The following is a 24,999-nucleotide window of genomic DNA, read 5'->3' as shown; positions in this document are numbered from 1 at the left end:
CAACAACGGCCTTAAATGGGAGGGTTCCTGGCATAGACTGCCTGGAGCCCTTTTTCATGCCTGATACCCTGCCCCCCTGTTCCGTCCTGATCCTTGCCGGCGGCCGCGGCCAGCGCATGGGTGGGCGGGACAAAGGGCTGCTGGAATGGCGCGGCGAACCACTGGTGGCACACCTGTACCGCACCCTGCGCCCCCTCAGCGATGACCTGGTAATCTCGTGCAACCGCAATCAGCTGCGCTACCGGGCTTACGCGGACCAGTTGGTGAGCGATGCCGAAGCGGATTTCCCGGGGCCGTTGGCCGGGGTCATTGCCGGGTTGAAGGTGGCCAGGCATGGGTGGGTGGTGGTACTGGCCTGCGACGCGCCCCTGGTAGACCCGGCCTTGATCCACGACCTGCGCAGGTTGGCGCATGCCCGTGATGCTGCGGCCATGGTGCGCCAGGGTGGTTACTGGCAGCCCATGTTCAGCGTGCTCCCACGCCGGCTACTGCCGGCGCTGGAACATGCCTGGGCCGAGGGCGAGCGCAGTTTGCAAAAGGCGCTGTTGCGCGCGCAGGTTGAGGCGCTGGAATGTGAAGATGATGACCCCAGGCTGAGCAACTTCAACAGCCCGGAGTGGCTCTCATAAAATGGCACGCACCCTTGCTTGGGAAGCCCAAGTGTTCCGCCAGCTTTGAGGGTTGTGCAAGGCCATTGCTTCTACCGAACAAATACCTGAGGCGTCGAGGTGGACATGTCCCCACCCGGCAACTTGATGTTGCCGACCTTTTCCAGCGTGTCCGGGTTGAATACCGCCAGGTCATTGAACGTGCCCCCCAGGTACAGCTTGTCGCCCTTGCTGTCAAAGGTGACGCAATAGTAGGTGTGCTCAAGGTTCGCAGCCTTCATCAGCTTGCGCTGCTTGATATCGTACTTGGCCAGGCGATTGAGCACGCCATACATCTGGTTGGGGTTCTTGGGTGAGCGCAGGCCGGTGAAGTACAGCTCCGTCAGGTCGGCGAACTCCTGGGTGTGAGTCTTGCCGGTCTTGAGGTCGACGCTCAGGTAGCCATACAAGTACTCATCGGTGGCCGGGTCCTGCTTGCCGCCCTTGAACTTGGCAATGGTGTACAGCATGGAAAATTCGTGACGCGGGCTCTGGTGCGGCCAGAAGTACAGCACGTCCGGGGCGCTGTAGCCTTTGCGGTTCCAGTTGCGCAGCGGCAGGGCCACCGTGTATTTGCCGGTCTGCACATCCATCTTGTACAGGTCCGGCCCGGCCACGTACAGGCTGCCATCATCGGCAGTACGCATCAGGTACACCTGCCGCGGCATCGGGAAGGTGCGTACCGGCTTGGCCTGCAGGCCGTCACGGGTACGGAACACCTCCAACCTGGGCGGCTTGACCACGTAGTGATCGTTCAGGCGCTGGGTGGGGTTGACCGTTGCGTAGACTTCCTCGCCATCCGGGCTGATCGCGAACGAATACATCGAGCGCCCCACCTCGCCTGCCACACTGGACAGGTTGGCGTGGAAGGTGTTCTTGCAGGTGTCCAGGTCAAACCCGTAGATGTCGCCAAAGTGATTGTTCAATACGTAGGCGGTGCGTTTGTCCGGCGCCATCATGGCGGTGCCAGGGCCAAACTTGTCGGGCATCGCGCAGCTTTTGAACACAGTATCGGTGGCCACATCCACCACGTGCAGGTTGTTTGGGTAGTTGGTGACGATCATGTATTCATGCCCGGCCTTCAGGGCCGGCCCGGTATCGTCTGCCTGCGCCATGCCAGTACAGGCGATGGCGGCGATGGTGAGCGCAACGCGTGCGCAGCGTCCAGCATTCATGCGGTTTCCCCTTGTCGTTCTTGTTGGGCCGGTCACTTGTCTTTCGGGAACACGGTGCCCAGGTTGCGCCAGTCTTCAGCGGAGTTGGTCGCCTGAGCGTTCCAGTCCTGGTAGGTACTCATCATGTCCGGCACCTGAGCCGGCCACCAGCAGGGGTCGGAGCAGCCGTACAGGTCAGCCTCCATGGGCTGGCACAGCGAGCTCACACCGCCAAACGCGTCAACTTCCCAGCCAGGGTCGGTGGTGGCGGTGCACCCGGCCACCGCGCTCATGGCCATGACTTCCTCGACGCGGTCCTCGGCGGCGGCCTGCTCCAGGATGCGTGCCTTGTTGTTGAGCGGTTTCAAATGCTTCATGTCAGTGCGCCTTCCGCGGGGTGATGTAGCGGTCGATGAAGGCCGGGTTGGTGGCCATGATGCGGCTGTAGACCTCGATCCCGAAGTCCACCCAGTCGCGCATCAGCTCGCAATAGTGGTAGGTCGGGTGCTGCGGGTCGCCGTAACGTGCGTAGCTCTCGTGGTAGCACCCGCCCGAACACAGGTTGCGGATGCGGCAGCTCTCGCAGCCGGTGTTGCTGCGGTCAAGGCGTTGTGACAGAAAGTCATTCAGCTGCACCTGCTTGACGCCCTGGTGTACGTTACCGAACGTCGGCAGGCTGGAGCCTGTGAAGCGGTGGCACAGGTTGAGTTCGCCCTCATGGTCCACTGCCAGCATCTTCAGCCCTGCGCCACACGGCAGTGCCTTCTTGTGGCCTTCGTGGATGTCGGTAATCAGCTGGTGCAGGTTGGAGAAGCCGATGTTGCGGTGCTCCAGCGCAGCGTCCAGGTAGCGCCGCCCCAGGGCCTTCATATTGGCAAACACCTGCACCAGCTCTTCGCCGGTGAGGTTGAAGGCGGCCATGTCACCGGAGGTGACAGGGGCAAAGCCTACTTCGGCGAAACCAAGCTCATTGAACAGGTGGTTCCAGATGGTTTCGACGTCGGTGATGCCACGGGTGAGGGTCACGCGCGCACCCACGGGCCGGCTGCGGTAACGCGACAGCAGCATGTCTGCCTTGCGTCGCACCACATCATAGGTGCCCTGGCCGCCCACGGTGATGCGGTTGCGGTCATGCACGGTCTTGGGGCCGTCAATGCTGATCGACAGCCCGAAGCGGTGGGCATCAAGCCAGTCGACTACCTCTTCGGTCAGCAAGGTGGCGTTGGTGGTCATGATGAATTCCACTTGCTTGCCGGCCTCGGCGAAGCGGCGTTCGCAATAGCCCACCATGTGCTCGATGAGCGGCCGGTTGGAAAGCGGTTCGCCGCCAAAGAACACCACGCTGTAACGCTGCTCGTCGGGGGACTCCTTGAGCAGCATCTCCACCGAGGCTTCGGCGGTGGCCGTGTTCATTTTCTTGCCGGCAGACGGCTTGTCCAGATCTTCCTTGTAGCAGTAGGTACAACTGAGGTTGCAACCGGTGTTGACGTTGAGCACCACCGTGTTCAGGGCGGTGCGTTCGACCTGCTTGAGGGCGATCTCCGGGGTCAGCGGCGAGCCGTCGCTGACCAGTTCCAGGGCGATCAGCTCGCGCAGGGTGTCCTGGATGTCCTGCCCGGCAAATTGCTGGCCAAGCCGTTGTATCAACTCTTCGGCCGAACAACCCTGCTGGCGCAGGCTGTCGATGATCCCGCCGGTCACGGCGTCGGTGGCAAACAGCGAGCTGCTGGGTATGTGGAACAGCATGCGGTCGGCATCTACCTGCACTTCATGCAGGTTACGCTCGACCAGGTTCAGTAGTGCGCCCATGGCGACCTCCCGATAATCGATCCGTTGGAAAACCGTTGCAGCCCGCCGTTACGGCAATGGCGGGTTGTTCCAGCGCTGTACGGTCACGATCATGTGCCCCTCCCCGGTCTGGCCGCCGTCGGCCAGTGTGGCGATGACCTTGAGGTTGCCGGCGTTGTTGGTCATCATCTTGCGCTCAGGGTTGGGGCCTGCGCCGCCGGGCACGAACACGCCGTCGGGCTGCATCTGCCCGGCAAATTTCACGTCTTCGTCCTCAACGGCACGCTCGTTGAACGGTTCGACCTTCCATGTGGCCGGGAGGTAACCAATGCGCAGCGGCTGGCCGCTGGCGTCCTTGCCCCAGGCTTCAGCCTCGAAGCGCCCCTGCACCTTGGGCACCGATGCACCGTTTTCACCAATGCGGGCGATGGAGAACGCGGGGACCACCTTCACCTCCTCGACCTTGTCGTAAACGGCCAGGGTTGCCCCCTTCAGCGCACCCACGGCAACGTCGCGCTGGCCGGGCTGGGCGTCGCGGGCCGCGCGCGCTTGGACCCGCAGCAAGGTTGGCGTCTGCTCCAGCACTTGGGTCACCTCGACGCCGGCGCCCAGGTCGGGCTTGCCGTCCAGGCCACTGCCCACCACGCTGATCTCGGCCTCTTCACCGGCCTTGATGAAGCCTGGCTGTATCGCCAGCAGGCGGGCCTTGCCTTCCTTCACAGCAGTGAAGTCCAGGCCACGCTCATCGTGTTCGGCTTCGAACATGCGGCCTTTCATTTCGCCATCCAGTGCTGCGAATACCTGGCGGAGGTAGGTATCGCCCACTTTCACATTGGCGCGCCACTCATAGCCGTTGTACAGAATCGCCGTGCCGTTGCCGTCGAATGGAGTGCCGTCGGCATAAGCGCCCTTGACCTCGACCTTGAAGGTGTCGCCCGGCTCGGCAGTGATACTCATCACCCCACGCACATCGCCTTTGGCCAGCATGTGCCCACTGAAGGCCCACTGCCCCGCCAGTGTGCTGGCATCAGGTTTGGCCTTCTGCCAGTCGGCCCAGGCCGAGCTCTCCAGCGGGTAGCGCTTGGCAAGTTCAGGCACCACTTGCTGCAGGGCGATCGGCAACCAGTCCCGGTCACGCGCCTGGGCCTGATACTCAAGGGATGGCCATTGGCCGAGGTGGAAGTTGACCAGGTATTCCCATTCCTTCGCCGGGCGCCGTTGCAGCGCCACCCGCGCGCCGGAGTGGCAACGGCCGCAGGTTTCGGCCAGTTGGGTATCGAAATGCTCCACCGTGTTGAGGCGGCGTTCCATCGCGTAACGCACGCCGTCTGTTTCACTGGGGGCCAGGCCTTGTTTGTCGGCCAGGTACTTGACCAAGGTACGGCGGTCATCGTCGCTGATCTGCAAGCCGTGCATCACCTGCATGCGGGCGATGCTCATCAACCAGCCCTCGGGGGTTTTACGCTGGTGGCTGATGCGGCTGTAACTGTCGGTACCTTCGGGTATATGGCACCCCATGCACGTGTTCTGCAAAAGGCTCGGGCCCTGTTCGGCCGCCATGGCCTGGGTGCCCAGCAGCGCGGCGGCAAGTAACGCCAGCTTGCCAGCATGTCGCCGGAGTCGAGTCGTCTTCAAGGTCAGACCTCCACGGTTGTTGTTCTTATGGTGTCGCACGCTCAGGTGAAGCACGGGTGCAATGACTGGCTCAGATACAGAAACCGTGCCAGCTCCACCAACTTCTTTACTTTTCAGTGACTTGACAGGTTTTTGGGTGTGCCTTCCCAGTGTGTGCCAGCGCGAGCGGCGTGCCATTTCGCGACAGGGTGTTTCAAGCTGAGACACTGCCCCGCGTGGGAGGCAGCGGTCAGCTGACCCCTGTTGCATCCCCGTCTCACACTGTCTCAATGTGCTACAGCGCAGCACCGTTGTTCAGGGCTATACCGCCGCGCAAAGCCCCACGATTCAAGGCCCTACAGCCCCGGTGCAACCTTGGCACGGCCATTGCCCAAAGCCTGTCACATCCAATGACAAGAGGCTAAGCCCCATGCCCAGCGAACACTCTACCCTGCCTGCCACCCAGGCCTTCATCGAACGCAAACTGAAGATGCGCATCGGTGCCGAATGGCAGGACGCCGCCAGTGGCCGCACCCTGTCCTTTCGCAACCCGGCTACGGGCGAGATACTGGGCGAAGTGCCCGCCGCGGATGCCGAGGACGTAGACCGGGCAGTACGCGCTGCGCGCCAGGCGTTCGATGATTCGCCCTGGAGCCGCCTGCGCCCGCGCGAACGCCAGAACCTGCTGTGGCGCCTGGCCGACCTGATGGAACGTGACGCCCGCCTGCTGGCAGAGCTGGAGTGCCTGAACAACGGCAAGAGCGCTGCGGTGGCGCAGGTGATGGACGTGCAACTGGCCATCGATTTTCTGCGTTACATGGCCGGCTGGGCGACCAAGATCGAAGGCAGCACCGTGGATGCATCCCTGCCGCTGATGCCAAACGACCAGTTTCATGGGTTCGTGCGTCGGGAGGCGGTGGGCGTGGTCGGTGCCATCGTTGCCTGGAACTTCCCATTGCTGCTGGCGTGCTGGAAGCTCGGCCCTGCATTGGCCACCGGCTGCACGGTAGTGCTCAAACCGGCGGACGAAACACCGCTGAGCGTGCTCAAGCTGGCAGAACTGGTGGACGAAGCCGGCTACCCGCCGGGCGTGTTCAACGTGGTCACCGGCACCGGCCTGAATGCCGGCGGCGCCCTCAGCCGACACCCCGGCGTCGACAAACTGACGTTCACCGGCTCCACCGAGGTGGGCAAGTTGATCGGCAAGGCGGCCATGGACAACATGACCCGGGTCACCCTCGAACTGGGTGGTAAATCGCCTACCATCGTCATGCCCGATGCCAACCTGCAGGAGGCTGCAGCCGGGGCCGCCAGCGCCATCTTCTTCAACCAGGGCCAAGTATGCTGCGCCGGCTCACGCCTGTACGTCCACCGCAAGCATTTCGACAATGTGGTGGGTGATATCGCCAGCATCGCCAACGGCATGAAACTTGGCAGCGGCCTGGACCCAACGGTGCAAATGGGCCCGCTGATTTCCGCCAAACAGCAGGACCGGGTCACCGGCTACATCGAACTGGGCCGCGAACTCGGGGCAACCATTGCTTGTGGGGGTGAAAGCTTCGGCCCAGGGTACTTCGTCAAGCCCACCGTCATCGTCGATGTGGGCCAGCGCCATCGCCTGGTGCAGGAAGAAATATTCGGCCCGGTGCTGGTGGCGATGCCTTTCGACGACGTCGATGAAGTAATCGCCATGGCCAACGACAACCCATACGGTCTGGGCGCAAGCATCTGGTCCAACGACCTGGCTGCGGTACACCGCATGATCCCGCGTATCAAGTCAGGCTCGGTGTGGGTCAACTGCCACAGCGCCCTGGACCCGGCATTGCCGTTCGGGGGCTACAAGATGTCGGGGGTGGGCCGTGAAATGGGCGCGGCTGCCATTGACCACTACACAGAGCTCAAGTCAGTACTGATCAAGCTCTGAGCGTTTCACCCCTGGCCCTGCCCCATCGCGGCAGGGCCGCTGCAGCACTTCTCAAAACAACAATGACCATGGAGTACACCATGACGCACAAACTCGCCTGCACATTGGCCCTGCTGTTCACTGCCCCGCTCACCCACGCCTATGAGCTGTACAACCAGAACGGCACTACGGTGAACGCCAACCTCGAGGCACTGTTCGGCGCCTTCCACAGCGACGAAAGCTTCAACCAGGCCGGCAACCGCCAAGCTGGCAGCAGCGCGTGGCAGGAAGGTTATGCGAAGTACGGCCTCGCCGGCACCCAGGCATTGGCCGCAAGCGGCACCCTCTACGGCGCGCTCAGCCTGGTCAGTTCCGCAACCTGGGGCGATGGCGATGCTGCCGGGCTGACCCTGGGCGACGAACGCCGCACCGCCATCGAGGACATGAACCTGGGCTGGCGGTCGGGGAACCTGTTTCCGGCCCTGGGCGAGGATGGCATCGACCTCTCCGGCGGGCGGCAGGTGGTGACGCTAGGCGACGGTTTCCTGATTCAAGGCGACCCGGTAAACCTGGGCAAAGCGGACCTGGGCGCGAACTTCAACCGTGGCGGCGCCTACTACCTGGCAGCGCGCAAAGCCTTCGACCGCACGGCCGTGTTGCGCCTGGGCGGGAAGCAAGGCTGGCGTGGCGACCTGATGTGGCTAAAGTCCGATAACCATTACCAGGCCGACACCTCGCTGGCAGTGGCCAACCTGGAGCATGTCGCTGACACAGGTACCGTGGGCCTCAGCTGGATCCGCGGCCTGGATGTGGACGACCGATACGCACAACTGATGGGCCTGCAACACCGCGACGGCATGGATACTGCAAGCCTGCGCGGGCGAGGTAACCTGGGCGTTGAAGGCCTTGAGGTCGCCGCCGAGTACGTCACACAGGACCAGACTGGCGGGCACGAGAATGCGTGGTACCTGGAGGGCAACTGGACGTTTACTGCCTTGCCCTGGTCACCCACTGCCACCTACCGCTACAGCCGGTTCTCCGAGGGCTTCGACCCGTTGTTCTACGGCCTGAGCCGGGGCTACGGCACTTGGTTCCAGGGGGAGGTGGCAGCCAACTATGCAGGGCCGTTCAACAAGAACAGCCAGGTGCATCATGTAGCGGTCAAAGGCAAGCCGCATGACAACCTGACCGTGGGTGCGCTGTACTTCGACTTTGATACGCTCGATACCGCCCGGGGCAACCTGGGCGGGCGTGAACTGGACCTGTACGCAGAATGGATGGTCAACGACCATCTCCTCATCAGCCCGGTAGTAGGCTTCTACAAACCCGAGCGGAGCGCTGCCAACGGCGGCACGCAATTGGGCGGGCGGGATACGGGCACCTATCTGCAACTGATCGTCGGAACCTTCTTCTAAGCCGACCCGGCGTGGTCTGGGCTCGGCAAAGCAGGCCAAGGCAGCTCAGGTGATGCGCTGTTCGCGCAGCCATCGCATCACCTGCAGCCGCTGGTGGTGCTCCAGCCCCGCCAGAACGGCATCCAGCCCTTCACCCGCCTGCGCCGCCCGCACGATCGGCGCCAAGGGCACCCCCTGCAAGTGCCAGACGCCCAGTGGTTGGTCCGCTGTTACCACCACCTCCGCCTCCTCCACCAGCCCGTCACACAGCACTGGCCGGCGCACCACCTGCACCGCCTGGTTGTCCGCTGCCAGGTGCAGTGGCTGGGTGTCGGGCCAGCCCTGGCGCCGGCCCCAGAATGGCTGCCCGCTGCGGGCCTGTTCCTGCGCGTAGAAGTCACGGCCGGTACGCGCGAAACGCATGAACAACTCTGCCACCCGCTGTTGGTGAAACTGGCGGGCCAGCCCTGCCCGCCCTGGCCTGCGCAAGAGGGTGTTGATCACCATCGGCGCCTGCAATGCCGAAGACAAGGACTGGAAGATCCCATTGCCAGACAGCGGGTCCACGGCCATTGCGGCATCCCCCACCCGGATCCAGTCCATGCCTACGCAATCCCCTGCCAGGATAGGCGTGCTGCTGCGAGCATGGACGGGCGCCGCCAGCGATGCCTGGTTACCAAACAGCTCCGCCGCCAGCGCGCTGCGCTCACGCAACACCGCGCAGTAGCCGGCCAGGGCTGCCTTGGCTGGCAGGTTTTCGGCGTCCTGGGTGATCTGCCAGTAACCGCGCCCATCCGCCAGCCGCGCCATCCATGCCCAGCCGCCGTCCAGGCTTTCGATCGCCGAAGCAGGCTCGCCAGGGGCACCCTGCCAGCTCGCCAGCAGGCTGACCGTTTCAGGGCCACGCAGGCGGTCCGCCGCCAGGGGGGCTTGTCGGCCACGGGCTTCTACCAGGAAATCGGCCTCCAGCACCTGGCCGTCATCCAGGTGAACCTGGTAGCTGACGTCGTGCTCGATCTGCCGCGCCCGCCCTTCGATAACCGTGATGCCGGCCTGCAGAAGGTCATCGCGCAGGGCATGGTCGAAACGTTGCCGGTCCAGCAGGTACTCCTGGTTCATCTGCAAGTGCTGGCCGTTCCAGTGCACCTGTCGGGTAGCCGACGTGGCAGCCTGGTTCAACGCACCGCCCAAACCAGCATGGCGCAAACCTTCCAGCACCCGCTGCGACACACCCTCCACTGCCGAGAAGCGGCGCCACTCGGACACGACCGTTACCGGGTACCCCAGGCGACCAAGGCCAATGGCGGTGGCAGCCCCCGCAGGGCCTGCACCCAGCACGAGGATGCGGGGCTCATGCATGCCTGGCGCCTCGCCGCTCCGGCCCCTTGAAGGCCGCCTGGCTGCGCAACCAGTCCCGCACCTGCTGAGGGTGCATGCCAGGCTCATCACGCAGCAGCGCCGCAACCCTGCCGCTCAATGCAGCGCACCCCAGGCTGGCACCCGCGGCAGAACCACTGCCCACATGGCCGCCAAAATCCGCCTGACGGCTACCCAGCCATGACCACTGGCCAGGGGCGCAGCGGGCATCCCCGGTCACGCGGATCACCCCGGGGTAACTGGCCGGGTATACCGGCGCCCCGCGGGCGGGGCTCGATGCACACAACAACACGCCTGCCGCCTGGGCCTCGGCGCAGGCCTCGCGCAGCACGGGCCGGTCCTGCTGCAGGCCAAGGCTCAGGTTGACCACCGTTGCGCCCTGCTCTACCAGCCACAACAACGCAGCTGCCACCTGCAGGGCGCTGGTGCTGGGCTGGGTGTCGAACACCTGGGCCATCAGCAGCGACACCCCCGGGGCCTCGCGCTGTACGGCCGCGAGCACAGCCGTGCCGTGCCCCAGTTGGTCAACGGCCATTTCAGCGTCACGCAAGTCGGCCCGCTCCAGCCAGAAACGGCGTGTGGCCAGCAGGCCCTGTGCCTGAGCGGGCGAGCAGCCGCTGTCGATCACACCCATACGTACCTCAGTTGTCATGCTTTGCTGCCTCCTGCAAAAGAACCTCCAATTGGCCATCACGCAATTGCACGTGCAAGTCGGCATCGGCCAGTGTCGATGCCCGATGGCTGATCAGGATGCGCGTGCGGCCCGCAAACAGCTGGTCGATCGCGGTGATCACTTCGCGCTCGGTGGCTTCGTCCACCGCCGAGGTGGCTTCGTCCAGCACCAGAATAGCCGGCGCCTGCAACACTGCGCGGGCGATGGCAATGCGTTGCTTCTGGCCGCCAGACAACTGCTGGCCACGCTCGCCCAGCAGGCTGTCCAGGCCCTGCGGCAGGCTGTCAACCAGGCTACCCAGGCGTGCCAGGTGTACCACCCGCTCCAGTTCGGCGCGGGACGCCTCAGGCACGCCATAGGCCAGGTTCTGTGCCAGGGTTCCGCGAAACAGCACGATGTCCTGGCTGACCACGGCCACCCGCCTGCGCAGGGCAGCAAGGTCCAGATCGCGCAGGTCCGCGCCATCCAGCAGAATACGGCCCGCGTCCGGGTCGTAGAAACGCTGCAGCAGGTCGATCAGGGTCGATTTGCCCACCCCCGATGGGCCACTGATGGCCACTTTCATACCGGCCGGTATGCACACGTGCGCACCGTCCAGCACGGCGCCGTGACGCCCTTGGTGGGCAAAGCTCACACCCTCAAGCCGCAGCTCGCCAGGGCCATCAGGCATGGGCCGGGGGTGGCGCGCCGGAAGCACAGCCACCGTCTCCTGCTTCAGCTCCATCACCCGGCCCAGGCTCACAGCCATGCGCTGCACCGCCACGTACAACCCCAGCAGGCTCTGCACGGGGCCCACCGCCATGCCCATGTAGGTGGAAAAGGCGATCAACGCTCCCAGCTGCCACGTGCCCTGAATCACCCACCAGCCCCCCACCAGAAACGCGCAGGCGCGGCACCACGACGTCAGCGTGCCGGGGATCGCCTGGGTGAAGAATTCGGTGACCTGCACCTTCAGCAACTGGCTCATGTACCCTTTGCCCAACTGGTCGAGCCGCCCAGCCTCACGGCGTTGCTGGCCGGCCGCCTGGATGAACTTCATCGCCGGCAGGGTTTCGACCAGGAACGATGACACATCGGCAGAGCGTTCACGCAGGTTGCGTACTTCACGCTCAACCTTGCGTCGCATCCAGCGCAGCCACAGCACTTCTACCGGCACCAGCAGTGCCAGCAGCAGTGACAGCTGCCATGACAGCATCAGCATCAGGGCCACCGCACCTACCAGGCCGATCACAGCCGACACCGCCGAGAACAAAGAGTCCACGGCAAAACGCTGGATCTCCGCCACATCGCCGTCCAGGCGTGACAGGATATCGCCCATGCGCCGGCGCCCGTAGAAGGTGGGCGACAACTGCTGCAAATGGCGGTAAAGGTCGTCACGCAGCGCGAACAGAATGCGCCCAGACAACCGCGTGTGCAGGTAGCGGTTGACCCCGGCCAGCACCGTACCCAAGAGGCCCGTAACGATCATGATGGCGGCAATGTGCCAAAGCGTCTGGTAATCCCGCGCCAGCAGGCCCTCGTCGATCAGCGTCTTGACCAGCCAGGGTTGCATCAGGGCCAGCAGCGAGGCGCTCAGCGAGAGGCCCAGCAGCACGCCGATGGCGCGGCCATGTGGCCGCACGAAACTGTACAGCCAAGCCAGGGCCTGGCGCATCAGTACGGGGTCGCTGGACTCCACCAGCCTTGCGAACAGGTTGCCCACGGCTCAGCAACGCAGGGCTTTGAGCTTGCGGTACAAGGTCGCCCGGCTGATGCCCAGTGCCTCGGCAGCGGCCGAAACGTTGCCCTGGTGGCGGGCCAGTGCGCTGCGCATCAGCTCCAGCTCGTTGTCTTTCAGGCTGCCTGACGGCGGGTTGGCACTGGCCAGTTCTTCCAGCAGGCAATCGGTCAGGTGGTCGAGGGTCAACACCTGTTCACCCGGTTCGCGCATGGCCAGCGCCGTGCGCAACACCATCTCCAGCTGGCGAATGTTGCCCGGCCAGTCGTAGCCATGCAGCACTGCGTCGAGCGCGGGGTCGAGGGTGACGGCCGCAGCCGCGCACTTGTCCAGCACCTGCTGGATGATCGCGGTAAGGTCTTCGCGTTCGCGCAGGGCCGGCAGGCGCAGCGACACGCCATTGACCCGGTAGTACAGGTCTTCGCGAAAGCGCTGGTCGTGGACCAGGCGCTTGAGATCGCGGTGGGTCGCGCAGATCAACGCAACGTCGATGTCCTGTTCGTCACCGGCACCCAGCGGTGCCACCCGCCGCTCTTGCAGCACCCGCAACAGGCGTGCCTGCAAGGCAAGGGGCATGTCGCCGATCTCGTCCAGAAACAAGGTACCGCCATGCGCCTGCATCAGCCGCCCGACCATGCCACCGCGCCGCGAGCCGGTGAACGCCCCCTCGCGGTAGCCGAACAGTTCCGACTCGATAAGCCCCTCAGGGATGGCCGCGCAGTTGACCGCCACGAATGCCTTGTCGGCACGTGAACTGGCGTGATGCAGGGCGCGGGCGGCGACCTCCTTGCCGGTGCCAGTCTCACCCAGCAGCAGCACCGGCAAACCATTGCCGAGGCCTTGCCGGGCCATGCGCAGGTTGCGGGCCAGGCGCGAATCAGCGCCGGCCAAGGCCTCAAGCCCGGGGGCCTGGGTGGGCTGGGCCGGTTTGCCTGGCAGCGGGTGACCCGTTACCCGCCCATGACGGGGCAGTTGCAAGGCACGCACGAAAAACTCGCCTTTGGCCGTTTGCACACTGCTCACGCCGCCTTGCCAAAGGCGTGCAATAAAGGCTGGGGAGCGCTCCCCCAGCAGGTCGCTGCTGCGTCTGCCGATCACTTCCTGGCGCGACATGCGCATCAACTGGCAGGCGTTGTCGTTTACCCCGACCACTTCGCCCTCCAGGTTCAGCGCCAGCAAGCCATGCCAGGCGCTGTTGAGGTACTGCGCACGGGCGTGAAACCCAAGTACCAGATGGCCCGGGTGACACAGGCCGAACAGCCGGCTCTCGATGGTGCCAGCAGCCAGCATCAGTGCGGTCAGGTTGTCCTGCGGTTGCGCCATGACCCCTTCACGGGTGATGTCCAGCACACCGATCACCTCGCCACCGGGGTCACGCAGGGGTACAGAGGTGCAGGAGAAGGGGCTGAGGCGGTCCAGGTAGTGTTCGCCGCAGTTGATCAGCGTCGGGCGGCCCTCCACTACGGCAGTACCAATGGCGTTGGTACCGCGCAAGGACTCGCTCCAGCAACTGCCCGGGTGCAGGTCGCGCAGGCCTTCACGGCTCAGCACATGGGTCTGCCCTTCGATGGCCAGCACGTTGGCCTGGGCATCGCCGAGGATGACGATGCCACCTTTACCCTGGCGGGCAACCAGGTAGTCCAGTTCAGGGGTGACGGCGTCCAGCAGCAGGCGGTTGCGTTCGAGCAACGCGCGCAGGTCCTGCCCCTGCTGCAGGCCCAGGCCCACCTGCTCGCCTTGCAGGCAATTGAGCCCATGGCCAAGGCTTCGGCGCCACGAGGCGTCGATCTCGTCGCGCAGCATGCCCAGCGGCAGCTCGCCTTCGCTGGCCAGTTTCAAACGGGCCTGGCGGGTTTCGTGAAGGGCGTCTTGGGCGTTTGTTATGGATTGTCGCGCCATGTGCTACTCCGGCTGTGCCCCGCCGAGCAGCGGGGAACGGGCTTGGGAATTTTTCATGCAGTGTGCGCGATAAATGGCAAACCGTCATCTGGCGGATGGGGCCAGCGGGTGATCCGGCAGTTTCTTGACTTTCAGGTTGTCCAGCACCAGCAGCGAATCGTCCTCTGTAGAGTCCACAGTCAGCGCGAACACCTCTGGGCCTTCAATAATCAGCTCCTGCCGACCGTAACGCATGGGGCCCGCGTCATCCTCTGAAAGCTCAATCTGTTCGCCTGAGATGCTCAGGCCCAACCCCGTATAGCTGTTGCTGCCCCAGGAGAAACTGACCAGGCGACGGCCCGCCCCGGGCACCGAAAAGGTGATGGTGCCATCCGCCTGCAGGTGTTTACCCGCAATCAGGCCGCCGCTGTCATGGGCCGCATCACTGACGCCCTGCCTGCGAGGGCCCATTTCGAATACCACCCCGTCTACCGTGACCTTGGCGACATCGCCTACGGCGAGCTGCTCGAAATCAATGTCGGGAAGCGGCGTTGGGCGCCCGACCGCCTGCCCATCAGCGTCATAGCCGAAGGTCATCACGCCACCCTTGGCCGAGGGGAACGCCAGGCTGACGACCGGCACCAACTGGTGGTACGCCTGGTAGTAACGGATCTGGTCGAACTGCGCCTTGACCAGTGCTTGGGGTTCGCCGCTGACAAAAAAGAACGCCTGTATCGGAAGCTCACCCCCACTGCCTGCGCTCCATACCGGGAGCAAGACCTCGTTATTGACATGCCACAGCGCATCCGCCAGCCCGGCGCGTGCATGTATGGCAGCCTGGAAAGCCCTGGCGGGTGGCTGCGAGGGCTCGCGCATGTCCCACCCGCACACCCGGTAGTTACCGGCGTTGGGGTAACGTTCAAGCCATTGCTGCGCCGTCGACACGCCCAGGGTCTGGCAGCTGGCCGTGGTGGTTTCGTAACCGGTAATAGGGCCACACCCTTGCAAGCTGGGGCGCTGATTGGTGTTGGCGTTGATCGGGAAGCTGCACAGCACCTCCAGCTTGTTGTTCTTGCCGGGCGGCACAGCCTGCACGGGTGGCAGGATCAGGCCGTTCTGGTTGCCAAAGGGTTTGCCGAAGTTGTTGTCCTGGCGCAGCCACGAGAACGCCACGCTGCCCTTCGTCAACTGGCTTTGGGTGGGTTCCCACGGCAAAAACTGAGTACTGGTGGTCGTGGTCCGCACATGGATGCCGCTGCACAGGTAGGCAGGCTTGCTGGGCCCACCACAGTCATCGGCAACCGCGTTGTACCACGTCTTGAGTTGATCGACTGACTCACGCCCACGCTGGTTCAGGAAGCCGATCAGGGGCGACGCCGGCGCCCCCGTGTCTTCGGCTTGCGCCCCGGCCTGTGGTGCGGCAGAAGCCGATGTGGCAGTGACTAGCGCCGTGAGGCTCATGCCGAACAGTGTCTTGGCGAGTATTGGTTTTTTGCGCATCGCATCAGCCCCTGTATGAAGTTGGGGTAGAAACCCCGGTGCGATGATGTTTGCCCGAGTCTTCACTACCGGGCTACTGGCAGAACTGCCAGGCGAGCCGCAAAAATGCACGTTAGCCCTGCACAATTGTCGATTGTGCAGGGCAAATTCGCGTGACAGGATTCTGTGATCCTCCAGCGAACTCCAGTTTTCACATGGAAATCAATAACAAAGCAGGGAGAACGCAATGCTTGCAGACACTCACGCTTCGGCTTCCGAACCTGTGCTGGCCGAGGTACGCAACCGAGTCGGCCATCTCACACTGAATCGACCCTCTGGCCTCAATGCCCTGACCCTGGACATGGTGCGCAGCCTGCGCCGGCAACTGGACCTGTGGGCAGACGACCCCGAAGTGGTCGCAGTCGTGCTCAATGGCGAGGGCCCTAAAGGATTTTGCGCGGGCGGGGACATCCGTTCGCTGTACGACAGCTTCAAGGCAGGTGACTCCCTGCACGAAGCGTTTTTCGTCGAAGAATATGCTTTGGACCTGGTCATCCACCGTTACCGCAAACCGACCCTGGTCTTGATGGACGGTTTCACCCTGGGCGGTGGTATGGGCCTGGCCCAAGGCTGCGACCTGCGTGTGGTCACGGAGCGCAGCCGCCTGGGTATGCCGGAGGTGGGCATTGGCTACTTCCCCGATGTGGGCGGCAGCTACTTCCTTTCGCGCATCCCGGGCGAGCTGGGCACCTACCTGGGCGTAAGCGGCAACCAGATCCAGGCCGCAGACGCCCTCTACTGCGGCCTGGCAAACTGGCACGTCCACAGCGACGCGCTAACCGCACTGCAGCAGGGTCTGGACACGCTGCGCTTTGGCGACCACCCGCTCAAAGACCTGCAGAGCCTGCTGGCGAGCCTTGGCACTCAGGCAGTGGACGGTGCGCCTCTGGCGCAGCTGCGGCCAGTGATCGACCATTTCTTCGCCCTGCCGGACCTGCAGGCCATCGTCGAGCAGTTGCGCACGGTCAGCATCGGCGACAGCCATGCGTGGGCGCTGGCCACGGCGGATGTGCTGCAGAGCCGCTCCCCACTGGCGATGGCGGTAACCCTGGAGATGCTGCGCCGTGCCCGCCACTGCTCGCTGGAAGACTGCTTCGCCATGGAGCTGCACCTGGACCGCCAGTGGTTCCAGCATGGCGACATCATCGAAGGGGTCCGCGCCCTGATCATCGACAAGGACAAGCAGCCCCGCTGGAACCCGCCGACCCTGCAGGGGCTGCAGCGCCAGCGTGTCGACCAATTCTTCGAAGGCCTGTGAGCCTGGGAGCACGCACATGCAAGATGTTGAACTGAGCGAAGAACAAGTCATGATCCGCGACATGGCCCGGGATTTCGCCCGGGGCGAGCTCGCCCCCCATGCCCAGGCGTGGGAAAAAGCCGGCTGGATCGATGACGGTGTGGTGCGCAACATGGGCGAGCTGGGCCTGTTGGGCATGGTGGTACCTGAAACCTTTGGCGGCAGTTACACCGACTACGTGGCCTACGCGCTGGCGGTGGAGGAAATATCCGCAGGGTGCGGCGCCACGGGCGCGATGATGAGCATCCACAACTCGGTGGGTTGCGGGCCGCTGCTGGCCTACGGCACCGATGAGCAGCAACAGCACTGGTTGCCGCGCCTGGCCAGTGGCGAAGTTATCGGCTGCTTCTGCCTGACCGAGCCACAGGCTGGGTCTGAGGCGCATAACCTGCGCACCCGGGCAGAGCTGGTAGACGGCCAGTGGGTGATCAACGGTGCCAAACAGTTTGTGAGCAATGCGCGGCGCGCGGGCCTGGCCATCGTGTTCGCGGTCACTGACCCGGAGCTTGGCAAGAAGGGCCTGTCGGCATTTCTGGTACCAACGGACAACCCAGGGTTCAAGGTAGACCGCAGTGAGCACAAGATGGGCATCCGTGCGTCCGATACCTGCGCGGTCACCTTCGAGCAATGCCGCATTCCTGCAGCCAACCTGTTGGGCGAGCGAGGCAAGGGGTTGGCGATCGCGTTGTCAAACCTGGAGGGCGGGCGCATCGGCATCGCCGCCCAGGCACTGGGTATCGCTCGCGCGGCGTTCGAGGCGGCCCTGGCGTACTCCCGTGAGCGCGTGCAGTTTGGCAAGCCGATCAACGAACACCAGAGCATTGCCAACCTGCTGGCCGACATGCAGGTGCAGATCAACGCCGCACGGTTGCTCATCCTGCACGCCGCCCGCCTGCGCAGCGCAGGCAAGCCCTGCTTGTCGGAAGCCTCGCAGGCCAAGCTGTTCGCCTCGGAAATGGCCGAGCGGGTGTGTTCGAAGGCTATCCAGGTGCACGGTGGCTACGGGTACCTTGAGGATTACCCGGTGGAGCGCCATTACCGCGATGCGCGCATTACGCAAATTTATGAAGGGTCAAGCGAGATTCAGCGCATGCTGATTGCGCGGGAATTGAAGCATTACCCCCTTTGAAGCGCGCTTACCCCCGGGTTATTGCCAGTACCTTGCATCATCCACCACGCGGGCATGCCCCTCGAACAACGCGGGCAGTTGCTCTTTCAGGTAATCGATCCAGGTGCGTACCTTGGCATCCAGGTAATGGCGGGATGGGTAGATGGCGTACAACGCATTTTCGCGCAACCTGTAGGGCGCCAGTACCCGGCACAGGCGCCCCTGCTCGATGGCCTGGCTGGCGGTGTAGAACGGCAGCAGGCCAATACCCATGCCTAGCTCGGCAGCGACCAACATGGCGTCCGCTACGTTGGTCTGGAAGCTGTCTTGCGGGGCGATGACGCACTGCTCCTCGCCTTGGGTAAACACCCAGTCGCCTTCGTACAACGGGTACGCCATGCGCAGGCAGCGATGCCCATGCAGGTCCTCAGGCCGGTTAGGCACGCCGTGGGCCTGCAGGTAACCCGGCGCCGCGCAGGCGATGCTGAAGATGGTGCCCAGCGGTACGGCGATCAACTGCGAGTCGGGCAAGGCCTGGTCCACGGTGATGACCACGTCGTGGCCTTCGGCGAGCGGGTCCGGGTTGCGCTGGGACAAGGTCAGTTCAACCACCACCTCCGGGCACAGCGCGTTGTAGCCGGCCACCAGGGGCATCAGCAGCAAGCCCAGCCCATGGGGGCAATGCAGGCGCAAACGCCCGCGCGGCATCAGGTGCGCACCGCGCGCTTCGCCCATGGCTTCCTCGGTCAACTGCAGGATCTGCCGGGCCCGCTCCAGAAACCGCTCACCCGCCTCACTCATGCGCAAGCGCCGGGTGGTGCGGTGCAACAGCCGTGTCTGCAACTGGTTCTCAAGCTCGGCGACGATCCGCGAAACCTGGGCAGCGGAGATGTCCAGCGCGGTGGCCGCCGCCGCGAAACTGCCGCATTCCACCACCCGGGTGAAGGTACGCATGGCCTGCAGCATGTCCATGGGGGACGCTCCTCAGAAGGGGGGATTCAGGCCAGCACCTGAGTGATCCAGGTGGCCTGCTGGTTGAACGCTTCGACCTTGGCCAAAGGCACAGTGTCACGGGCCCGCTGGAAATTAGCCAAGGTCTGCTGTTTCTGTTTCAGCATGCGCTGCCATTTCACCCGAAATGCCGGGCCCTTCTCCTGCATCAGCAGCGGGCCGAAATACAGCTGTTCAGGGCTGTAAGCTGCCGCACCTGGCTCGGCGACGATGATTTCGTAATCGAACCGGTTCTCGCGCAGCACCTCTTCGGCCACGATGCGGTAACCATTGCCCATCAGCCACTGGCGCAGCTCCGGCTCTGCACCGTTGGGCTGCAGCACCAGGCGTGTCACCCCCGCAAGCCGCGCCTTGCCGGCCTGCAGAATCTCGCACATGGTCTCACCGCCCATGCCGCACAGGCTGATCACCGACACCCTGTCATCCGCTTCGATGGCTGCCAGGCCGTCGGCCAGCCGCACGGCGATGTGCGCCTGCAAGCCGTGCTTGCGCACATTACGCTGGGCCGACGCATACGGTGTGGGCGCGACTTCACCGGCCACCGCACAGGCGATGAGCCCGCGGCGCATCAGCGCCACGGGTAGGTAGCCGTGGTCCGACCCGATGTCGGCCAGGCGCGCGCCTTGTGGCACGTAGGCGGCTACCCGTTCCAGGCGCATGGACAATGTGTGTTCGTTCACGGTCAACCCCTTTGCAGTGGGGCGCGATTCTGCCGGTGAACGCCCCGTAATTCAAACACGGGGGCCACCTCGACCCGCACGGCCGGGTGGCGTACGCTTGCTGTTTTCCACCGTCGCAAGGCAAACCTGACCATGGCAAACGCAGATATCACCTACACCCCGGACCCGGATGCAGACGCCATCTCGTCTGACGTCGCCGAGTACAACGGCGTGCTGGTGACCACCCAGATCCCTACCCACCCCGACGGCAGCCTGGCACTGGGCAGCATCGTCGAGCAAAGCGAATGCACGCTGCAGGCCTTGAAAGTGGCACTGGAGAACGCCGGCAGCGGCATGGACCGGGTGCTGCACCTGACCATCTACCTCACCGACATGGCCGACCGCGCCGCCTTCAACGAGGTGTACCAGCGTTTCTTCAGCAAACCCTGGCCTGTGCGCGCCGCCGTGGGCGTTGCCGCCCTGGCTTTCGAAGGCATGCGGGTGGAAGTGACGGCAATGGCCGCCAAGCGCTGATCTGCGCACGGCCCATTCACCTCCGGGCAGGCCAAGGGTGCTGCCCGGCGGTTTCGCCGCTACAATGCGCGCCTAACCGTGACAGCCCGAAAATATAACGACATGTCCCTTCCCAAGAATCACCTGGAACTGCTCAGCCCTGCCCGCGACGTGGCCATTGCCCGTGAAGCGATCCTGCATGGCGCGGATGCCATCTATATCGGCGGCCCAAGCTTCGGCGCACGCCACAATGCCTGTAACGAGGTCGCCGACATCGCCCAACTGGTCGAGTTCGCGCACCGTTATCACGCACGCGTGTTCACCACCATCAACACCATTCTTCACGACAACGAACTGGAACCTGCACGTGCGCTGATCCACCAGCTGTATGACGCCGGCGTCGACGCCCTGATCGTGCAGGACCTGGGGGTGATGGAGCTGGACATCCCACCCATCGAGCTGCACGCCAGCACCCAGACCGACATCCGCACCCTGGAGCGCGCGCGCTTCCTCGACCAGGCAGGCTTCTCGCAACTGGTGCTGGCCCGCGAGCTGAACCTGCAGCAAATTCGCGCCATCGCCGCCGAGACCGATGCCGCCATCGAATTCTTCATCCACGGCGCCCTGTGTGTGGCGTTCTCCGGCCAGTGCAACATTTCCCATGCCCAGACCGGTCGCAGTGCCAACCGTGGCGACTGCTCCCAGGCCTGCCGCCTGCCCTACACGCTCAAGGATGATCAGGGTCGGGTAGTAGCGTTCGAGAAACACCTGTTGTCGATGAAGGACAACAACCAGACCGCCAACCTGCGCGACCTGGTGGATGCGGGCGTGCGCTCGTTCAAGATCGAAGGCCGCTACAAGGACATGGGCTATGTGAAGAACATCACCGCCCACTACCGCAAGGAACTCGACGCCATTCTGGAAGATCGCCCAGGCCTGGCCCGCGCCTCCAGCGGCCGCACCGAGCACTTCTTTATCCCTGACCCGGACAAGACCTTCCACCGCGGCAGCACCGACTACTTCGTCACCGACCGCAAGGTCGACATCGGTGCCTTCGATTCGCCCACCTTCACCGGCCTGCCAGTTGGCGTGGTGGAAAAGGTCGGCAAGCGCGACCTGCAAGTGGTCACCGACGTACCGCTGACCAATGGCGACGGCCTCAATGTGCTGGTCAAGCGCGAGGTGGTCGGGTTCCGGGCCAATATCGCCGAGCCCCGTGGCCAGTTCGAGGAAGACGGCCACACCCGCTACCGTCACCGCGTTGAACCCAACGAGATGCCCGAAGGCCTGCACAAGCTAAGGCCTAATCACCCGCTGTCGCGCAACCTGGACCACAACTGGCAGCAGGCCCTGCAACGCACCTCTGCCGAACGCCGCATTGGCGTGCGTTGGCAGGCGGTGTTGCGCGAACAGTGCCTGACGCTGGTGGTGACCAGCGAAGAAGGCGTCAGTGCGCACGTGACACTGTACGGCCCGTTTGGCCCGGCCAACAAGCCCCAGCAGGCACTGGATCAGTTGCACGACCTGCTGGGTCAGTTGGGGACCACCCTGTACCACGCCGACAGCATCGAGCTGGACGCCCCGCAGGCGTACTTCATCCCCAATTCGCAGCTCAAGGCGCTGCGCCGCGAGGCCATCGAGGCATTGACCACGCTGCGCATCCAGGCTCACCCTCACGGCTACCGCAAGCCCGAGACCACGCCGCCACCGGTCTACCCCGAGTCGCACCTGTCGTTCCTGGCCAACGTGTACAACCAGAAGGCCCGGGACTTCTATCACCGTCACGGCGTGCAACTGATCGACGCCGCGTACGAGGCCCACGAGGAGCACGGCGAGGTACCGGTGATGATCACCAAGCACTGCCTGCGCTTCTCGTTCAACCTGTGCCCCAAGCAGGCCAAGGGTGTGACCGGTGTGCGCACCAAGGTGGCGCCCATGCAACTGATTCAGGGGGACGAAGTGCTGACGCTCAAGTTCGATTGCAAACCCTGCGAGATGCATGTCATCGGCAAGATGAAAAACCACATCATCGACCTGCCAACCCCTGGCAGCGCCGTGTCGCAAGTGGTCGGGCACATCAGCCCTGAGGACCTGCTCAAAACCATCGTGCGTGCCCCCCACTAAGGGCCTAGGCGGCACCTCAGCGTATCTGGTGCTTGTGCAACAGGCGGTAGAAGGTAGGCCGTGAAACACCCAGTACCTTCGCCGCCACGCTCAGGTTGTCACTGTGGCGGTCGAGCACATCGCACAGGGCCTGCCGCTCGGCCCTGTGCTTGTATTCCTCCAGCGTGCCCAGCGGTTGCTGCTGCCCCTGGGCCTGTAACCCCAGGTCCTGTGCTTCGATCTGCCGCCCTTCAGCCAACACCAGGCCGCGACGCACCCGGTTGGCGAGTTCGCGCACGTTGCCTGGCCAGTCATGCTGCCCCATGGCAGCCAGTGCGTGTTCGCTGAACGAGCGTGGCCGGCGGCCGGTTTCCAGGCTGTAGAAATGGGCAAAGTGGTTGGCCAGCATCGGCAGGTCGCCATGCCGGTCACGCAGGGGGGCCGTCACCACCTGCAGCACGTTCAGCCGGTAGTACAGGTCTTCACGAAAGCGACCCAGCTCAATGGCCTTTTCCAGGTCCACGTGTGTGGCCGCCAGCACCCGCACATCCACCGGGATCGGTTGGCTGCCGCCAACGCGCTCGATGTGTTTTTCCTGCAAAAATCGCAGCAGGTTGGCCTGAAGCTCCAGCGGCAGGTCGCCGATCTCGTCCAGAAACAGCGTGCCACCGTGGGCCGCCTCGATACGCCCCGCCTTGCGCTGGTGGGCGCCGGTGAACGCGCCCTTCTCGTGGCCAAACAGCTCAGACTGGATCAGGTGTTCGGGGATAGCCCCGCAGTTGATCGCAATGAACGGTTGTTCGCTGCGTTGCGACTGACGGTGCAGTGTACGCGCCACCAGTTCCTTGCCCGTGCCGCTTTCGCCGCGGATCAACACGGGTGATTCGGTGGGCGCCAGCTTGCCCAGCAGCTTGCGCAGCTCGCGGATGGGCCGGCTCTCCCCCAGGAGTTCGTCGTTGGGGTCGTCAACCTTGTTGGTGCCCTTGCCCCGCAACCGCGCCATGCCGAATGCCCGCCCCAGCATGACCTGCACCCGCGAGACGTCAAAGGGCAAGGTGTGGAAGTCGAAAAACCATTCGCAGACAAAATCCCCGAACGCCGGCATGCGCAGTTGCTCGGCACTCAGCACCGCAATCCATTCGGTATTGCTGCGCTTTATCATGTCCTTTACGGCATCTGGCTGCTTGAGGTGCGAGGCCTCCAGGCGCAGCAAGCCCACATCGCACGGATAATCCTGGGCGTGGGCGAGTACACAGCTGTCGACATCCCAACCCGCTTCGCGCAGCCCAGGCAGCAGCTGATGGCATGCCTCGCAAGGGTCGACGATGAGCAAGCGGCGTTGCGCGGTGGGTTGCTGCATGACCGATCCTTGGCGCCAGATTTTGGTTTTTTGAGATAAAACAGCAAGTTGTGGCGCCCGATTAACACTAGCAACTCAATTGACGGTTTCCATGACCGTCCGTCTACTGGCCGCGCTTTTTAGATCGCACGGCGGGAATTTTCTGTTTAAAGCGCCCTCCCATGGGCGCAGGTGATCAATTGATTAAACGCCTGTGAACTTTTTTATTGTAAACGTGTGACTTGAACCCCCGACCAGAGCATCAGTACTGATAACCCCGCGCTGCATATCGCGATCCTTGAGGCGACCTGGAAGCAACGCGGACTTCACCTGGATGTTTGCGACCACAGAGAGACCGACTCATGAATGCCCCGCTCCGTGTCAACGAAGCACTGCTGATTGCCGACCACGCCTTCGAACCCTTCCAGTGCGTGGCCTGGGATGCCCCCAATGGTACAGGCGAACTTAGCCTGGCCGTGGTTGACCGCACCAATGCCCGTATCGGCAGCAAACAAGTATCCTCGCGCATCTATTCCGATAAAGCCCAGTGGGCCAGCCTGATCGAGGAAGTGCGCGCCGAACTCAGCGAAAAAGGCTATCGCCTGCAACCTTGGTCAATGCCTCGGTAATACCGGCTGCCTAAACAGGTGCGTGGGCCCACCACGCACTTGCCCCTCTAAAAGTTGCACGTTTTTTATTGCGACTTGATGCCGCACCCTCGCACTTACTTAATGACGTTCATGGCCTGTATATGCTGATACTCAGCATTCAACTGCAAGGCCAATTGCTGCGCGCGCCCCAACCGTACGGCTGTTATTTCCATGTCCACCAGCACGGTGCTGCAGGGCAACGGCTGCACGGCTTCCCACTGCTGCAGGCGCCCGTCGGTGAACACCAGGCAGCGCACCTGTTCGCTGGGGTGGGCCTTATGCCGGGCGATCAGCCATCGTCTGGCCTGCTCCAGCGCGGGTAGCAACGGTGTGCCGCCACCAGCTCCCAGCGCCTGTAGCCAGGGTTGCAATGCTGCTGAGGCCTTCAGCCCGTGACGTTGCCATTGAGGTGCGTGGCCGCTGGCAGTCAGCAGCGCAAGGCGTGCACGCTGGCGGTAGGCCTGGTCGAAGAGGGTTGCCAGTACCCCTTTCGCCTGGCCCAGTGCCTGGTTTCGGCGGGTTGAGGCAGAGGCGTCCACAATCACCAGCCACAGCTGAGCCGGCTTGCCCCGACGTACCTGCCAGCACACATCATGACGTTTGCGCGGGCGGCCTTTGAGCAACGTCGGCACCCA

21 protein-coding genes are annotated in these 24,999 nt (G+C 63.8%); 8 read left to right on the top strand and 13 right to left on the bottom strand.

The features are described 5' to 3' along the window. Positions 1–56: 56 nt before the first annotated feature. Positions 57–629 (top strand): molybdenum cofactor guanylyltransferase MobA, encoded by a 573-nt coding sequence (mobA, locus tag IAE33_RS00430; RefSeq protein ID WP_201161653.1) that lies wholly within the window; start codon positions 57–59, stop codon positions 627–629. A 71-nt stretch (positions 630–700) separates the two neighbouring features. On the opposite strand, the gene peaD is transcribed toward mobA, so the two are convergent. Genes peaD through peaA form a run of 4 tightly spaced genes read right to left on the bottom strand, consistent with a single transcriptional unit; the run spans position 701 to position 5,224 of the window. Further along, positions 701–1,822, bottom strand: coding sequence for a quinohemoprotein amine dehydrogenase subunit beta (gene peaD, locus IAE33_RS00425; RefSeq protein ID WP_201161652.1), 1,122 nt, complete (start codon positions 1,820–1,822; stop codon positions 701–703). A 32-nt stretch (positions 1,823–1,854) separates the two neighbouring features. After that, a complete protein-coding gene (gene qhpC / locus IAE33_RS00420) occupies positions 1,855–2,178 on the bottom strand; it encodes a quinohemoprotein amine dehydrogenase subunit gamma (protein WP_014590799.1) in 324 nt (107 codons plus the stop codon). 1 nt (position 2,179) lies between these two features. After that, the gene (peaB, locus tag IAE33_RS00415) at positions 2,180–3,610 is read right to left on the bottom strand and encodes a quinohemoprotein amine dehydrogenase maturation protein (protein WP_201161651.1); all 1,431 of its coding nucleotides are present in this window, start codon (positions 3,608–3,610) and stop codon (positions 2,180–2,182) included. 48 nt (positions 3,611–3,658) lie between these two features. Beyond that, entirely contained in the window at positions 3,659–5,224 is a 1,566-nt protein-coding gene (gene peaA, locus IAE33_RS00410; RefSeq protein WP_201161650.1) for a quinohemoprotein amine dehydrogenase subunit alpha, read from the bottom strand. Positions 5,225–5,633: 409 nt separating this feature from the next. Here peaA and IAE33_RS00405 point away from each other — a divergent pair, with 409 nt between their 5' ends. Together IAE33_RS00405 and IAE33_RS00400 are read left to right on the top strand one after the other, a co-directional pair. Continuing rightward, positions 5,634–7,127 carry an aldehyde dehydrogenase family protein gene (locus IAE33_RS00405; protein WP_201161649.1) on the top strand — a complete coding sequence of 498 codons (1,494 nt, stop codon included), beginning with the start codon at positions 5,634–5,636 and terminating at the stop codon, positions 7,125–7,127. Between the two features lie 80 nt (positions 7,128–7,207). Further along, the gene (locus IAE33_RS00400) at positions 7,208–8,521 is read left to right on the top strand and encodes a hypothetical protein (protein ID WP_201161648.1); all 1,314 of its coding nucleotides are present in this window, start codon (positions 7,208–7,210) and stop codon (positions 8,519–8,521) included. A gap of 45 nt (positions 8,522–8,566) precedes the next feature. On the opposite strand, the gene qhpG is transcribed toward IAE33_RS00400, so the two are convergent. The 5 genes from qhpG to IAE33_RS00375 all read right to left on the bottom strand — a co-directional run bounded on the left by qhpG (position 8,567) and on the right by IAE33_RS00375 (position 15,645). Next, positions 8,567–9,859, bottom strand: coding sequence for a flavin-dependent monooxygenase QhpG (gene qhpG, locus IAE33_RS00395; protein ID WP_201161647.1), 1,293 nt, complete (start codon positions 9,857–9,859; stop codon positions 8,567–8,569). Next, entirely contained in the window at positions 9,852–10,529 is a 678-nt protein-coding gene (gene qhpE / locus IAE33_RS00390) for a subtilisin-like serine protease QhpE (RefSeq protein WP_201161646.1), read from the bottom strand. The genes qhpG and qhpE overlap by 8 nt, the downstream gene beginning before the upstream one ends. Beyond that, positions 10,519–12,252, bottom strand: a complete 1,734-nt coding sequence (locus tag IAE33_RS00385; protein WP_201161645.1) for an ABC transporter ATP-binding protein — start codon at positions 12,250–12,252, stop codon at positions 10,519–10,521. The genes qhpE and IAE33_RS00385 overlap by 11 nt, the downstream gene beginning before the upstream one ends. Positions 12,253–12,255: 3 nt before the next feature. Then, positions 12,256–14,166 (bottom strand): sigma-54-dependent Fis family transcriptional regulator, encoded by a 1,911-nt coding sequence (locus IAE33_RS00380; protein WP_201161644.1) that lies wholly within the window; start codon positions 14,164–14,166, stop codon positions 12,256–12,258. Between the two features lie 84 nt (positions 14,167–14,250). Further along, on the bottom strand, positions 14,251–15,645 hold the full coding sequence (locus IAE33_RS00375; protein ID WP_201161643.1) for a hypothetical protein: 1,395 nt from the start codon (positions 15,643–15,645) through the stop codon (positions 14,251–14,253). Between the two features lie 226 nt (positions 15,646–15,871). Between IAE33_RS00375 and IAE33_RS00370 the strand changes: the two genes are divergently transcribed. Both IAE33_RS00370 and IAE33_RS00365 read left to right on the top strand, forming a co-directional pair. Beyond that, on the top strand, positions 15,872–16,942 hold the full coding sequence (locus IAE33_RS00370; RefSeq protein ID WP_201161642.1) for an enoyl-CoA hydratase/isomerase family protein: 1,071 nt from the start codon (positions 15,872–15,874) through the stop codon (positions 16,940–16,942). Between the two features lie 16 nt (positions 16,943–16,958). Further along, positions 16,959–18,110, top strand: coding sequence for an acyl-CoA dehydrogenase family protein (locus IAE33_RS00365; protein WP_060481075.1), 1,152 nt, complete (start codon positions 16,959–16,961; stop codon positions 18,108–18,110). Between the two features lie 18 nt (positions 18,111–18,128). Here the strand turns inward: IAE33_RS00365 and IAE33_RS00360 are convergent, their stop codons facing one another. Both IAE33_RS00360 and IAE33_RS00355 read right to left on the bottom strand, forming a co-directional pair. Then, positions 18,129–19,061 (bottom strand): LysR family transcriptional regulator, encoded by a 933-nt coding sequence (locus IAE33_RS00360; protein WP_201161641.1) that lies wholly within the window; start codon positions 19,059–19,061, stop codon positions 18,129–18,131. Positions 19,062–19,087: 26 nt separating this feature from the next. Beyond that, positions 19,088–19,780 (bottom strand): tRNA (adenine(22)-N(1))-methyltransferase, encoded by a 693-nt coding sequence (locus tag IAE33_RS00355; RefSeq protein ID WP_201161640.1) that lies wholly within the window; start codon positions 19,778–19,780, stop codon positions 19,088–19,090. A gap of 132 nt (positions 19,781–19,912) precedes the next feature. Between IAE33_RS00355 and IAE33_RS00350 the strand changes: the two genes are divergently transcribed. Together IAE33_RS00350 and IAE33_RS00345 are read left to right on the top strand one after the other, a co-directional pair. After that, the gene (locus tag IAE33_RS00350) at positions 19,913–20,293 is read left to right on the top strand and encodes a RidA family protein (protein ID WP_201161639.1); all 381 of its coding nucleotides are present in this window, start codon (positions 19,913–19,915) and stop codon (positions 20,291–20,293) included. 102 nt (positions 20,294–20,395) lie between these two features. Then, the gene (locus tag IAE33_RS00345) at positions 20,396–22,396 is read left to right on the top strand and encodes a peptidase U32 family protein (protein WP_201161638.1); all 2,001 of its coding nucleotides are present in this window, start codon (positions 20,396–20,398) and stop codon (positions 22,394–22,396) included. A gap of 16 nt (positions 22,397–22,412) precedes the next feature. Here the strand turns inward: IAE33_RS00345 and IAE33_RS00340 are convergent, their stop codons facing one another. Continuing rightward, positions 22,413–23,735, bottom strand: coding sequence for a sigma-54 dependent transcriptional regulator (locus tag IAE33_RS00340; protein ID WP_060481077.1), 1,323 nt, complete (start codon positions 23,733–23,735; stop codon positions 22,413–22,415). A gap of 341 nt (positions 23,736–24,076) precedes the next feature. On the opposite strand from IAE33_RS00340, the gene IAE33_RS00335 reads away from it, so the two are divergent. Continuing rightward, positions 24,077–24,343 (top strand): hypothetical protein, encoded by a 267-nt coding sequence (locus tag IAE33_RS00335; protein WP_060481078.1) that lies wholly within the window; start codon positions 24,077–24,079, stop codon positions 24,341–24,343. 95 nt (positions 24,344–24,438) lie between these two features. Here IAE33_RS00335 and IAE33_RS00330 read toward each other — a convergent pair whose 3' ends face one another. Continuing rightward, the gene (locus IAE33_RS00330) at positions 24,439–24,996 is read right to left on the bottom strand and encodes a vWA domain-containing protein (RefSeq protein WP_328804739.1); all 558 of its coding nucleotides are present in this window, start codon (positions 24,994–24,996) and stop codon (positions 24,439–24,441) included. Positions 24,997–24,999 lie beyond the last annotated feature (3 nt).

Source organism: Pseudomonas sp. S60 (assembly GCF_016647865.1).
Taxonomy (GTDB): domain Bacteria; phylum Pseudomonadota; class Gammaproteobacteria; order Pseudomonadales; family Pseudomonadaceae; genus Aquipseudomonas; species Aquipseudomonas parafulva.
The sequence above is the reverse complement of the archived record's forward strand: the minus strand, read 5'-3'. Positions and strand labels throughout refer to the sequence as shown.